The sequence below is a fragment of the Streptomyces sp. SID5469 genome, from assembly GCF_009862865.1.
Lineage (GTDB): Bacteria > Actinomycetota > Actinomycetes > Streptomycetales > Streptomycetaceae > Streptomyces > Streptomyces avermitilis.
The window spans coordinates 7,264,457-7,277,703 of sequence record NZ_WWIN01000001.1 but is presented as its reverse complement, the minus strand read 5'-3'; the positions used below and the strand labels follow the sequence as shown (position 1 = coordinate 7,277,703).

Genomic DNA, 13,247 nt, shown 5'->3' with positions numbered 1-13,247 from the left:
GCTATGACGAACCTGAAGGTCCACGGCTCCGTCCCGCTCGACCTGGAGGGCGATCTGGCGTCGCTGCGCGGCGACGGCGCCCGGATGGCCCCGCACTGGGCGGCACCCGACCGGATCACCCCCCGCCCGGTCTCCCCGTCCCTCATTCACGGCGTGACCGTGCCGCCCGCCTCCGCGCGGCTCCTGGACGCGATGTCGGACTACGGGGACTGATCCGCACAGATTTCGATCCGCTGAGACAGAGCGCGCCGACGAGGGAACCGCGCGCTCCCCCATTGCGTCCCATCGCCGTCCCCCGTAAAGGGGATACGGCGTACGACCCTCCTGAGCCCCCTCTCCGACGGGGCAGGGTCGTCCGGGACAGCAGTGGAGCCAAAGGAGCGATGCGGTGAGCACCGAGCGACCCGACGACGACGCGAGCAGCGCGAGCGACGCGGTGAACACCGGGCGGCCCGACGGGGAAGCCGGCGACGCGTCCGAAGCGGCCGACGCCACCACAGCCGGTGAGGCTGCCGACGTCACTGAAGCTGCCGACGTCACTGAGGCTGCCGAAGCCAGTGACGACACCAAAGCCAGTGACACCGCCGAGGCCAGTGACGACACCAAAGCTGCCGAAGCCGCCGAAGCCGCCGAAGCTGCCGAAGCTGCCGAAGCTGCCGAAGCTGCCGAGATCAGCGAAGCCGTTGAAGTCACTGAAGACGCCGAAGTCGCCGAAGTCGCCGACATCACCGAGTCCGGTGAGGGCGTCGCGGGTGCCGACGAAGGCGCACCGCGTCGGCGGCGGTCTCCGGTGGTCGTGGCCTCGGTGGCGGCCGCGGTGCTGCTCGTCGGGGGCGGCGGGGCGTACTTCACCGCGACCGCGACCGGCGGCTCCGGCGGCCGTTCCACCGGCCCCGGCGGCGACGGCACTCCCCCGCCGCTCGCCCTCGACGGCTACAGCGAGGGCGGCAGGCCGGGCATCGCGGTGGGTGAGCCAAACCCCTACGGCGCGTCCTACCGGGCCGACGGCAAGCTCCCCGACGGCCCGGACTCCGCGCCCGTGTACCGGGCGACGGGCGAGGTGACGAAGGACGAGGTGGCGCGTCTCGCGCAGGCCCTGGCGGTGGACGGCACCCCGAGGCTGACCGGGGACGCCTGGACGGTCGGGGCGGTGAAGGACGGGTCGGGGCCGACGCTGCGGGTGACCAAGCGGGCACCGGGGATCTGGACGTTCAGCCGGTACACGCCGGGGACCGACAACCTCTGCACGAGCACCAAGGCGTGCCCGAGCGAATCCTCCGGACGGTCGGCCGCCGATCCGGTGAGCGAGGCCGCCGCCAGGAAGGCCGCCGCTCCCGTCCTGAAGGCGGTGGGCCAGGACGACGCGAAGCTGAACGCCGGCCAGGTCATGGACCGGGTACGGGTGGTGAACGCCGAGCCGAAGGTCGGCGGGCTGCCCACGCACGGCTGGACGACGGGCATCCAGGTCGGCGCGGACGGCCAGGTGGTCGGCGGCAGCGGCAACCTGAAGGCGCCGGTGAAGAGCGACACGTACCCCGTCATCAGTGCGCAGAAGACGCTGGACCTGATGAACGGTTCGGCGACGGGGGACGGCCGCAAGGGCATCGGCGGCTGCGCCAGCCCCGTACCGCTCAAGGACAAGGACGAGACGCCGTGCGAGGCGTCGACCGCGACGCCCACGCCGGAGCCGGTGGCCGTCGAGGGCGCCGTGTTCGGGCTGGCCTCGCAGGTGGTGGACGGGCAGCCGGCGCTGGTGCCGTCCTGGCTGTTCGACGTACGTCCGAAGGGGGCCGACGACACCTTCACCGTGACGCATCCGGCGGTCGACCCGCGGTACGTGGCCGCGCCGGGGGCTTCGCAGCCCACGGAGCCTTCGCAGGCGCCGAGCGGCTCGCCTGCCCCGCGGCCCAGCGACGGGTCGACCTCGGCGCCGACCAAGCGTGACGTCAAGGTGGACGGCTACACGGCCGACGGGAAGGACCTGACCGTGAGCTTCACGGGCGGGGTGTGCGGGGACTACGCGGCGTCGGCGAGCGAGAGCTCCGACGAGGTGAAGGTCACCGTGACCGAGACGCCCTGGCAGGACAAGGTCTGCATCATGATCGCCAAGGAGTACCACCGGACGCTCCACCTGGACGCGCCGCTCGGTGACCGCAAGGTGGTGGGCTCGGACGGCACGCAGATCCCGAAGGAGACGGCGGCGGAGCACCGGCTGCCGAAGTCGGCCCAGTCGGCTCAGCCGCAGTAGCCCCGGTCCGCCCGGTGCGGCTGCCCCAGTGGTGGCCGCACCGGTGGCGGCCACCGTGCCTGCGCGAAGGCCCGCCCGTGCCTGCGCGAAGGCCGCGCAAAAGGCCGTGGATGCTCGAAGGCGGCGTTCCCGTCGGAGGGGGACTGCCGACTTAGCACGTCTGCCGGTACGCCGCCTGCGTACGCGTACCGGTGGGTGCCGCGTGCTCAGCTGAAGGAGTCGCCGCAGGCGCAGGAGCCCGTCGCGTTCGGGTTGTCGATCGTGAAGCCCTGCTTCTCGATGGTGTCCACGAAGTCGATCGAGGCGCCGCCCAGGTACGGAGCACTCATGCGGTCGGTGACGACCTTGACACCGTCGAAGTCCTTCACGACGTCGCCGTCGAGGGAACGCTCGTCGAAGAAGAGCTGGTAGCGCAGGCCGGAGCAGCCGCCGGGCTGAACGGCGACGCGCAGTGCCAGATCCTCGCGGCCTTCCTGGTCGAGCAGGGCCTTGACCTTGGCCGCGGCGGCGTCGGACAGGATGATGCCGTCGCTCACGGTGGTGGTCTCGTCCGATACGGACATCTGCTTCTCTCCCGGGTTGTACGGAGACTGCTTGCCGACGGTTGCAACCGGCGGGGCCGCGGATTCATTCCGGGCCGAGCGTGTGTCTTTCCCTTGTCTGTCTTCATGCTCGCACATGCGCCGAAGCACGGACAGCGCCCTGTGGACAACCCCTCCGGCACGTCCAGGTCGGCCGCCGTTCGAGCCAGCGGGATTCACGTCACATCGACACTATGACCTTCGTCAAAGTGACGTGAACCGGTTATGATAGATAGCGTCAATTCGACGAAAAGGCATGTCCCGCTGGATCGCCTCCATGATCCAAGCGAGCCGCAGAACAGAAAGGGTGCGTGTCGTGACCACCGCCCAGCCCCAGGAGCTCGACGTACAGCCGACGCCCCTCGCCCTGCTGCTGCTCGGCCGTGAGGCCGACCCGAGGAGTGAGCGCGGCGTCGAGTGTCCCGGCGATCTGCCCTCGCCGTCCGACCCGGACCTGGTCGAGCGCGCCCGCGCGGCCAAGGAGAAGCTCGGGGACAAGGTCTTCGTGCTCGGCCACCACTACCAGCGCGACGAGGTCATCCAGTTCGCGGACGTCACCGGCGACTCCTTCAAGCTGGCCCGGGACGCGGCGGCGCGCCCCGAAGCCGAGTACATCGTGTTCTGCGGTGTGCACTTCATGGCGGAGTCCGCGGACATCCTGACGGGCGACGACCAGAAGGTCGTGCTGCCGGACCTGGCCGCCGGGTGCTCCATGGCCGACATGGCCACCGCCGAGCAGGTCGCCGAGTGCTGGGACGTGCTGACCGAGGCCGGCATAGCCGAGCAGGTCGTACCCGTCTCGTACATGAACTCGTCCGCGGACATCAAGGCGTTCACGGGCCGGCACGGCGGCACCATCTGCACCTCGTCGAACGCGCAGCGGGCGCTGGAGTGGGCCTTCGAGCAGGGCTCGAAGGTCCTCTTCCTTCCCGACCAGCACCTGGGCCGCAACACGGCCGTGCGGGACATGGGGATGTCGCTCGACGACTGCGTGCTCTACAACCCGCACAAGCCGAACGGCGGGCTGACGGCCGAGGAGCTGCGGTCCGCGAAGATGATCCTGTGGCGGGGCCACTGCTCCGTGCACGGCCGCTTCTCGCTGGACTCGGTGAACGACGTACGCGAGCGGATCCCCGGCGTGAACGTCCTCGTGCACCCCGAGTGCAAGCACGAGGTCGTGGACGCGGCGGACTACGTCGGTTCGACCGAGTACATCATCAAGGCGCTGGAAGCGGCGCCCGCGGGCTCCAAGTGGGCCATCGGTACGGAGCTGAACCTCGTACGCCGCCTGGCGAACCGTTTCGCTCCCGAGGGCAAGGAAATCGTCTTCCTCGACAAGACGGTCTGCTTCTGCTCGACGATGAACCGCATCGACCTGCCGCATCTGGTGTGGACCCTGGAGTCCCTCGCCGAGGGCAACCTGGTCAACCGCATCGAGGTGGACCGGGAGACGGAACAGTTCGCGAAGCTGGCGCTGGAGCGGATGCTGGCGCTGCCGTAACCCTCCGGGGCGCGGGGGCTCGGCCGTTGCGCGGCCCGGCTCGTCCGCGCCCGTCCGCCCACGAACGAAAAACCCCCGGGCCCTGGCCCGCACCGTGAGTGCGGACCAGGGCCCGGGGCGTGTGAAGACGTCAGGCCTGCGCGGGTTCCGGCTGCCCGGCGTCCGCGTCCGTCTCCGCCTCTGTCTCCGTCGGCGTCCCCGTCGGCGAGGACGGGTTCCCCGACTTCGCCGCCCGCTTCGCCGCCTTCTTCTTCGCCCGGCGCTCCTTACGGACCTCGATCACCGTGTAGAGCGTCGGGACCAGCAGCAGCGTCAGCAGCGTGGACGTGATCAGACCGCCGATGACGACCACCGCCAACGGCTGGGCGATGAAGCCGCCCTCGCCCGTGACGCCGAGCGCCATCGGGAGCAGGGCGAAGATCGTCGCCAGGGCCGTCATCAGGATCGGGCGGAGGCGGTGACGGCCGCCCTCGATCACGGCGTCGACCGTGCCGTAACCCTGCTTGCGGTACTGGTTGATCAGGTCGATCAGCACGATCGCGTTCGTCACCACGATGCCGATCAGCATCAGCATGCCGATCATCGCCGGGACACCCATCGGAGTGCCCGTGGCCACCAGGAGACCGATCGCGCCCGTCGCCGCGAAGGGGATGGAGACCAGCAGGATGAGCGGCTGGACCAGCGAGCGGAAGGTGGCGACCAGCAGCATGAACACGATCGCGATCGCCGCCAGCATCGCCAGGCCCAGGTTCTTGAACGCGTCGTCCTGGTCCTGCGAGACACCGCCGATCTCCGCCGTCGCACCGGTCGGCAGCTTCAGCGCGTCGATCTTCGACTGGAGCTTCGTGCTGACGGCGCCCGTGTTGTCGCCGGTCGGCCGTGCCGTGATGGTGGCGGCGCGCCGTCCGTCGATCCGGGTCATCGAAACCGGGCTGTCCACCAGCTTCACCGTCGCGATGTCACCCAGCTTCACCGCACCCAGGCGCAGGTTCCTCAGCTGGGCCGACGTCTCGGCCGGCTTGGCCGACCTGATCACGATGTCGCGCTCGGTGTCGTCGAGGAGCGCCTTGCCGCTCGTGGTGCCCCGTACCGCCTGGGTCACGGCCGCGCCGAGGGTGGTGTCGTCGAAGCCCGCCGCGGCGGCCTTGTCGTTGGCCCGCACCGAGAGGCGCGGCACGCTCTGCGCCATGTCGCTCGACACGTCCGTGACGTCGTCCAGCTTCGCGACCTCGGCACGGACCTGGTCCGAGGCCTTCCGCAGGACGTCCGCGTCGGCCGCCTTCACGACCACGCTCAGGTCCTGGCTGCCGAATCCGTCACCGGCCGACACCGTCGTCGTACCGATCCCGGAGAGCTTGGCGAGCCCCTCCTCGACGCTGTTCTGCACGTCCTCGTACGACGCCGAGTCGTCCAGCATGACCGAGTACGACGCCTGGTTGGTGTCCGTGCCGCCGCCGAAGGCCGCCAGGAAGCCGGACGAGCCGACGGTGACCTGGTAGTCCTTGACGCCCTTGACCCCGTCGAGCATCTTCTCGACCTTCTTGGCCTGGGCGTCGGTCGCCGCCAGGCTGGTGCCCGGCTTCAACTCCTGCTTGACGGTGAGGACTTCCTGCTCGCCCTGGTCGAAGAAGTTCGTCTTCAGCAGCGGCGCCATGCCGAACGTGCCGATCAGGATCGCGGCCGCGATCAGCACACTGGTGAGGCGGCGGCGCGTGGCGAAGCGCAGGACAGGGACGTAGACACGTTGGAGCCTGCTCCTCGCCTCCTTCTCCTCGGCCGTCCGGCGGGCTTCCTCCGCGTCGTCGGGCGTGCCCTTCGGGGCGCGCAGGAACCAGTACGACAGAACGGGTACGACCGTCAGCGAGACCAGCAGCGACGCGAGGAGCGCGGCCGTCACGGTCAGCGAGAACGAGCCGAACAGCTCGCCCACCATGCCGCCGACCAGACCGATGGGCAGGAACACCGCGACCGTGGTCAGCGTGGACGAGGTGACCGCACCGGACACCTCACGGACCGCCCTGAGGATCGCCTCCTGGCGCTCCTCGCCGTACCCGAGATGACGCCTGATGTTCTCCAGGACCACGATCGAGTCGTCGACGACCCGGCCGATCGCGATGGTCAGCGCGCCGAGCGTGAGCATGTTGAGGGACAGGTCGCGGGTCCACAGGACGATCAGCGCGAGGACCACCGACAGCGGGATGGACACCGCCGTGACGAGGGTCGAGCGGACCGACGCCAGGAAGACCAGGATGACGAGGACCGCGAAGAGCAGGCCGAGCGCGCCCTCGGTCGTCAGACCGTCGATGGACTTCGAGACCGCGGGGCCCTGGTCGCTGACGACGGTGATCGTCGCCCCCGAGCCCAGGTCCTTGCGCATGCCCGGCAGCTTGTCCTTGACCGCTTCCGAGATGGCTACGGCGCTGCCGTCGTGGTCCATGGTCACGTTGACGGCGAGGCTGGGCCTGCCGTCGGTGCGCGTGAGGGAGTCCGCCTTGGCGGGCTCCTGCTCGACGGTGGCGATGTCACCGAGGCGTACGGGCTTCTTGCCGGCCCCGCCCATGACCATCAGGTCCCGGATCTGCCCCAGCGAGGTGAGGCCGCCGCCGACCTGGACGGTGCGGTTGTGGCCGTCCTCGTCGAAGGAACCCGCCGGGACGGTCGCGCCGCCCGCCTGCAGTGCCTGGCCGATCGCGGCGGAGGTGACGCGCGCCTTCGCGGCCTTCTTGTCGTCGGGCGTGACGGTGACCTGGAGGTCGCGGACGCCGTCCACGGTGACCTGGCCGACGCCGCCGATGCTCTTCAGAGCGGGGACGACGGTCCGGTCGAGCTGATCGGCCAGTGCCTGCTGGTCCTTGTCGGAGGTGACGGCCAGGACGACGGTCGGGATGTCGTCGGTCGAACCGGCGATGACCTGCGGGTCGACAGCGTCGGGGAGCTGGACGCGGGCGCGGTTGACGGCCTGCTGGACGTCGGCGACGAGCTGCTTGGTGTCGTTGCCGTAGTCGAAGGACGCCCGGATCACGGCGTTGCCCTCGCTCGCCGTGGAAGTGACGCCCGTGATGCCGTCGACGGCCTCGAGGTTGTCCTCGATGGGCTCGACGACCTGCTTCTCGACCACGTCCGGGGACGCGCCCTGGTAGGGCGCCAGCACGGACACCATGGGCAGTTCGATGGTGGGCAACAGCTGCTGCTTGAGCTGAGGGATCGCGATGGCTCCGAAGGCGAGCGCGACGATCGACATCAGCCCGATCAGGGCCCGTTGCGCGAGGCTGAACCTGGACAGCCAGGACATGGATCAGGGTCTCTCTTCCGTGGCGGGCGCGGCAGGAGCGGGCACATACGAGCATCCGCCCTTACACAATGAGCCATCCCCGGTGCCCGATCCGTAGCCCGTGGGTCCATTTCCTTATCCGGCGCATACTGCGGGCGCAGTACGGCCCGGTGGAGGTCAGTCCACCCTTGGACGGACCAGCCCGGACTCGTACGCGATCACCACGAGCTGGGCCCGGTCCCGCGCGCCGAGCTTGGCCATGGCCCGGTTGACGTGCGTCTTCACGGTCAGCGGGCTGACTTCGAGCCGCTCGGCGATCTCGTCGTTGGAGTGCCCGCCGGCGACCTGGACGAGGACCTCGCGCTCCCGGCCCGTCAGCGCGTCGAGGCGCTCGGCCCGCGCCGGATCGCGCTCGTCGTCGAGGCCGTCCCCCTGGGCGAGGAACTTCGCGATGAGTCCCTTGGTGGCGGCCGGGGACAGCAGCGCCTCTCCCCCGGCCGCGACCCGGATCGCGTTCAGCAGCTCCTCGGGCTCGGCCCCCTTCCCCAGGAACCCGGACGCGCCCGCGCGCAGCGACTGGACCACGTACTCGTCGACCTCGAAGGTCGTCAGCATGACGACGCGGACATGCGTCAGCCCGGGATCCGCGCTGATCAGCCGTGTCGCGGCCAGCCCGTCGGTCCCCGGCATCCGGATGTCCATGAGGACGACGTCGGCCTGTGTCTCCCCCGCCAGCCGCGCCGCCTCCGCGCCGTCCGACGCCTCCCCCACGACCTCCATGTCGGGCTCGGAGTCGACCAGCACCCGGAACGCGCTGCGCAGCAGCGCCTGGTCGTCGGCGAGCAGGACGCGGATGGTCATACGGTCTCCTCCGGGGCGGTCGTACGGTTCTTGACCGGCAGGATCGCATGAACCCGGAAGCCGCCTCCGTATCGGCGGCCGGCGGTGCAGGTGCCCCCGATCGCGGTGACGCGTTCCCGCATGCCGAGCAGCCCGTGCCCACCGCCGTTCTCGGGCCCCTGGTCCGTGCCCGCCCCGTTGTCGAGAACGGTGATCTCCACATTCGGCCCCACCCGTACGACGCTGACCTCGGCCTTCGCCCCGGCGCCCGCGTGTTTTTGCACGTTGGTGAGGGCCTCCTGGATGACGCGGTACGCGGCCAGGTCGACGGCGGCGGGCAGGGTGGTGCCGTGGTCGGCGCGGGCGACCTCGACGGGGAGGCCGGCGTTGCGGAAGGTGTCGGCGAGTTCGTCGAGGCGGTGCAGGCCGGGGGCCGGCTCGGTCGGCGCCTCGGGGTCCCCGCTCTGCCGCAGCAACCCGACCGTGGCCCTCAGTTCGTTGAGGGCGGAGCGACTGGCCTCCCGTACGTGCGCGAGCGCCTCCTTCGCCTGGTCGGGCCGCTTGTCCATCACATGGGCCGCGACCCCGGCCTGCACGTTGACGAGGGCGATGTGGTGGGCGACGACGTCGTGCAGATCGCGGGCGATGCGCAGCCGCTCCTCGGCGACGCGCCGCCGCGCCTCCTCCTCCCTCGTACGTTCGGCTCGCTCGGCGCGTTCCCGGATGGCGTGCACGAAGGCCCGCCGGCTGCGTACGGCGTCGCCGGCGGCGGCGGCCATGCCCGTCCAGGCGAAGACGCCGAGGTTTTCCTGGGCGTACCAGGGCAGAGGCCCCGCGAGCATCGCGGACGCCGTCAGCACGGTCATGGTGAGCACGCCGACCCGCCAGGTCGTGGGCCGGTCCTTGGTGGAGGCCACGGTGTAGAGGGCGACGACGGCGGACATGGCGACGGGCGCGCGGGGGTCGCCGGTGACCAGCTCCACGAGGGAGACGGCGCCCGTGGCGGCGAGGACGGCCATCGGGGCGCGGCGCCGGAAGACGAGGGCCGCGGCGGCGAGTCCCATGAGGGTGAGGCTGAGGGCGCCCGGGGCGCGGGCGCCCCAGGTGGCGCCGTTCCCACCGTGGGGGTCCACGAAGGAGGCGCTCAGCATGCAGGCGAGGACGCCGGCGGCGAGGACGGCGTCCAGCGCGAACGGGTGGGCGCGCAGTCTGCACCGGGTGCGCTCGAGGGTGCTCACCCCGCAAAGGTACGGGGCCCTTGCAGGGGGCGGAACGGATGCCGACGTCGCGCCTGCCTGGTGGGGCGCCGGAATCGCGGCTGACCGGTGGGTTGCCCGGGAACCGCGGCCGGCGTGGGGAGGGTGGGTAGGTGGGTGGGTCGCGCAACCCAGCTCAGGCGGGGCACCGCCCGCATCAGCCCCGGCTCCAGCAGGGCACCACCCGCGTCAGCCCCGGCTCCAGCAGGGCACCACCCGCGTCAGCCCGGAATCAGACCGTCGTCGCTCAGCATCTCCCGGACCTCGTCCAAGGTCGCGTCCGGAGACGGAAGGATCAGCTCCGACGGCTCGAGCGAGGCGTCCGGAAGCGGGTCGCCCAGTCGGCGCACCGCCCCCAGCAGCGACCCCAGCGTCCGGTGGAAGCCTTCCTCGTCGCCGCTCTCCATCTCCGCGAGCAGCTCGTCGTCCAGCTTGTTCAGTTCGGTGAGGTGGCTGTCGTCCAGCCTCACCTGCCCCTCCCCCATGATCCGTACGATCATGTCGCCCTCCTCAGGCGTGGGACGTCACTGCTTGTCGAAGCGCGGAGTGTCCTGCGGCTGCTGCTGTGACGGGGACTGGCCCGTGCCGCCCTCGATCGCCTGCTGCGAGGAGGACGAACCGCCCGCCAGCTCCGCCTTCATGCGCTGGAGTTCCAGCTCTACATCCGTACCACCGGAGAGCCGGTCCAGCTCGCTCTGGATGTCGTCCTTGGCCAGCCCGGACTGGTCGTCGAGGGCACCGGAGGCGAGCAGTTCGTCGATCGCGCCGGCCCGCGCCTGGAGCTGCGCGGTCTTGTCCTCGGCACGCTGGATCGCCATGCCGACGTCGCCCATCTCCTCGGAGATGCCGGAGAACGCCTCGCCGATGCGGGTCTGTGCCTGCGCCGCCGTGTACGTCGCCTTGATGGTCTCCTTCTTCGTACGGAAGGCGTCCACCTTGGCCTGGAGCCGCTGCGCCGCAAGGGTGAGCTTCTCCTCCTCGCCCTGCAACGTCTGGTGCTGGGTCTCCAGGTCCGTCACCTGCTGCTGGAGCGCGGCCCGGCGGGAGAGGGCCTCGCGGGCCAGGTCCTCGCGGCCCAGCGCGAGCGCCTTGCGCCCCTGGTCCTCCAGCTTCGAGGACTGGGACTGGAGCTGGTTGAGCTGGAGCTCCAGGCGCTTGCGCGAGGTCGCCACGTCGGCGACGCCCCGGCGCACCTTCTGGAGCAGCTCCAGCTGCTTCTGATACGAGTAATCGAGGGTTTCGCGCGGGTCCTCGGCCCGGTCAAGGGCCTTGTTCGCCTTCGCGCGGAAGATCATCCCCATACGCTTCATGACACCGCTCATGGGCTTCGCGCGCCCCCTTCTGACGGACTCCAGCTCCAGCGACTACAACAGAACCCACAGTACGGGGCCTGCATCCATTACCGCACTGTTCGGGGACTGATGCGCTCATCCCCAAGGACGACTGCGTAGGCCCCCGCTCCGGCCCAGGGAGTAGGCGCCACCCGTAGGTGTCACCCACGGTTTGCCCCTGCCTGTCCCGACTCCTGTCCTGATCCCTGTCCCCTACAGACGCCTGGTGTTGCCGGATCGTTCCCACCTCGACTGGGGTCCATGCCCCGACACCCCGTACCCTTGGGTTTTGTGTTCCGTAGCCGTGCCAAGGAAGAGAAGGCCCCCGCCGACAAGGCGCCGGTGACCGACTCCAAGCAGCCCCGTCACCCGCAGGCCCCCAAGGGGCGCCCCACGCCCAAGCGCAGTGAGGCCCAGACCCAGCGTCGCAGCGTGGCCAACACGCAGACGACGCGCAAGGAGGCCGCCAAGCGGCAGCGCGACGAGCGCCGCGTCCAGCTGGAGAGGCAGCGCCAGGCGCTGGCCAGCGGCGACGAGCGCTATCTCCCGGTCCGCGACAAGGGTCCGGTGCGCAAGTTCGCCCGGGACTTCATCGACTCGCGCTTCTGCGTCGCGGAGTTCTTCCTCCCGCTGGCCGTGCTGATCCTCGTGCTGAGCGTGCTGAAGGTGGCGCAGCTCCAGAACATCGCGCTGCTGCTGTGGCTCGTCGTGATCGTGCTGATCGTGATCGACTCGATCATCAGCGCGTTCCGTCTGAAGAAGCAGCTGGACGCGCGCTTCCCCGATGTGCCCAAGAAGGGCGCCATCCCCTACGCACTGATGCGCTCTCTCCAGATGCGTCGCCTCCGGCTGCCGAAGCCGCAGGTCAAGCGCGGAGAGCGGCCCTGAGCGCGACGTCTTTCTCCGGGGGCGCGGCGGATGCCTGGCTGAGCAAGCTGGGCGGGCTGCGTGATGTCGTACGACAGGAGCTGGTGGCCCGGCAGCTCGACGAGCAGATAGCCGGGCGGTTCCCGGTGGGGCAGCGGCTGCGGGTCCTCGATGTCGGCATGGGCCAGGGCACGCAGGCGCTGCGGCTGGCGCGGGCCGGGCACCAGGTGACCGGGGTCGAGCAGGACGCGACGATGATCGCCGTGGCCCGCGAGACGCTCGCCGCCGAGCCGGAGGGCATCCGGAGCCGGATGCGGCTCGTGCAGAGCGACGGCCGGGACACGGGCGTGCACTTCCTGCCGGGCAGCTTCGACGTGGTGCTGTGCCATGGCGTGCTGATGTACGTCGAGGACCCGGACGCTCTGCTGGCGGGGCTCGCGCGGATGCTCGCGCCCGGCGGGCTGCTGTCCCTGCTGGTACGGAACGCGGATGCGCTGGCGATGCGGCCGGGACTGGCGGGCGACTGGGCGTCGGCGCTGACCTCGTTCGACACGACGGCGTACACGAACCGGCTGGGGCTCGACGTACGGGCCGACCGGCTGGACGCGCTGACATCGACGCTGGCCGGGATCGGGGCGCCGCTGCACGCCTGGTACGGGGTACGGGTCTTCACGGACACGGCCGCGGACGGGGCGGAACTTCCGGCGGACGTGGAGACGCTGCTGGCCGCCGAGGAGCGGGCCGGGCGGACGGATCCCTATCGGCAGGTGGCGGCCTTGCTGCATCTGTGCGGAGTGCGGGGCGGAGGAGCCCCGTAGGACCGGCGGGCTGCCGAGGCGTGTGCCACCGGCAGCCCGAAGGATGGGGTCTCGCGGTCCCCGTCGCCGGGGCGGTGAGGTCTCGCGGCCCCGTACGGCCTACGCGTCCTCGGCGTGCAGGCTCATCGGACCGTAGATCTCGGTGGTGTCCTCGAACAGCCGGACCTGGTCCGCGCCGCCCTCCTTGAGGTCCTTCCAGTACTCACCGATCCATGACTCGGCGTCCCCCTGCGTGGTGAACTCCTCCGGCGCGACCGCGGGCTGGACCTCCGCCCCGTCGGCCTTCTCGAACCGCCACGTCCATGCCGCCATGTACGCCTCCAAGGTGTGAGCACACTGCGGAGCCGAAGCCGGATCTTGATCGGCCCCCGCCCGAAGCCTAAGTGTTCCCCCGGTGGGCGGGCAGACACTCCCCGGCCTGCGTGAACCTGCGGGCCCGGCCCCGCGCCCCCTCCAGGCCCTCTCATGGGGAACCTGCCTGCCCTCTCATGGGGACCTGCGGGCCCGCTTGCGAGGACCTGCGGGACCTCTTAT

The 13,247-nt window shown here is 70.6% G+C and carries 12 protein-coding genes; 5 read left to right on the top strand and 7 right to left on the bottom strand.

Annotated features, from left to right (window positions below; translation table 11 throughout):
• Positions 1-3: 3 nt before the first annotated feature.
• Both GTY58_RS31470 and GTY58_RS31465 read left to right on the top strand, forming a co-directional pair.
• On the top strand, positions 4-213 hold the full coding sequence (locus GTY58_RS31470; RefSeq protein ID WP_010987445.1) for a hypothetical protein: 210 nt from the start codon (positions 4-6) through the stop codon (positions 211-213).
• Between the two features lie 175 nt (positions 214-388).
• On the top strand, positions 389-2,248 hold the full coding sequence (locus GTY58_RS31465; RefSeq protein WP_037646721.1) for a membrane protein: 1,860 nt from the start codon (positions 389-391) through the stop codon (positions 2,246-2,248).
• 206 nt (positions 2,249-2,454) lie between these two features.
• Here GTY58_RS31465 and GTY58_RS31460 read toward each other — a convergent pair whose 3' ends face one another.
• Positions 2,455-2,811, bottom strand: coding sequence for an iron-sulfur cluster assembly accessory protein (locus tag GTY58_RS31460; RefSeq protein WP_010987443.1), 357 nt, complete (start codon positions 2,809-2,811; stop codon positions 2,455-2,457).
• Between the two features lie 334 nt (positions 2,812-3,145).
• On the opposite strand from GTY58_RS31460, the gene nadA reads away from it, so the two are divergent.
• On the top strand, positions 3,146-4,330 hold the full coding sequence (gene nadA, locus GTY58_RS31455) for a quinolinate synthase NadA (protein WP_037646895.1): 1,185 nt from the start codon (positions 3,146-3,148) through the stop codon (positions 4,328-4,330).
• Positions 4,331-4,460: 130 nt separating this feature from the next.
• Here the strand turns inward: nadA and GTY58_RS31450 are convergent, their stop codons facing one another.
• From GTY58_RS31450 to GTY58_RS31430, 5 genes are all read right to left on the bottom strand, one after another.
• The gene (locus GTY58_RS31450; protein ID WP_010987441.1) at positions 4,461-7,622 is read right to left on the bottom strand and encodes an efflux RND transporter permease subunit; all 3,162 of its coding nucleotides are present in this window, start codon (positions 7,620-7,622) and stop codon (positions 4,461-4,463) included.
• A gap of 156 nt (positions 7,623-7,778) precedes the next feature.
• Positions 7,779-8,462 (bottom strand): response regulator transcription factor, encoded by a 684-nt coding sequence (locus tag GTY58_RS31445; RefSeq protein ID WP_010987440.1) that lies wholly within the window; start codon positions 8,460-8,462, stop codon positions 7,779-7,781.
• Positions 8,459-9,679 carry a sensor histidine kinase gene (locus GTY58_RS31440; RefSeq protein ID WP_010987439.1) on the bottom strand — a complete coding sequence of 407 codons (1,221 nt, stop codon included), beginning with the start codon at positions 9,677-9,679 and terminating at the stop codon, positions 8,459-8,461. The genes GTY58_RS31445 and GTY58_RS31440 overlap by 4 nt, the downstream gene beginning before the upstream one ends.
• Positions 9,680-9,918: 239 nt before the next feature.
• Positions 9,919-10,197, bottom strand: coding sequence for a hypothetical protein (locus GTY58_RS31435; RefSeq protein WP_010987438.1), 279 nt, complete (start codon positions 10,195-10,197; stop codon positions 9,919-9,921).
• A 24-nt stretch (positions 10,198-10,221) separates the two neighbouring features.
• On the bottom strand, positions 10,222-11,019 hold the full coding sequence (locus GTY58_RS31430; protein WP_078234551.1) for a PspA/IM30 family protein: 798 nt from the start codon (positions 11,017-11,019) through the stop codon (positions 10,222-10,224).
• Positions 11,020-11,289: 270 nt separating this feature from the next.
• Between GTY58_RS31430 and GTY58_RS31425 the strand changes: the two genes are divergently transcribed.
• Positions 11,290-11,916 carry a DUF3043 domain-containing protein gene (locus GTY58_RS31425; protein ID WP_010987436.1) on the top strand — a complete coding sequence of 209 codons (627 nt, stop codon included), beginning with the start codon at positions 11,290-11,292 and terminating at the stop codon, positions 11,914-11,916.
• 83 nt (positions 11,917-11,999) lie between these two features.
• Positions 12,000-12,713, top strand: coding sequence for a methyltransferase domain-containing protein (locus GTY58_RS31420; protein ID WP_010987435.1), 714 nt, complete (start codon positions 12,000-12,002; stop codon positions 12,711-12,713).
• Positions 12,714-12,812: 99 nt separating this feature from the next.
• On the opposite strand, the gene GTY58_RS31415 is transcribed toward GTY58_RS31420, so the two are convergent.
• On the bottom strand, positions 12,813-13,025 hold the full coding sequence (locus GTY58_RS31415) for a hypothetical protein (RefSeq protein ID WP_037646715.1): 213 nt from the start codon (positions 13,023-13,025) through the stop codon (positions 12,813-12,815).
• Positions 13,026-13,247 lie beyond the last annotated feature (222 nt).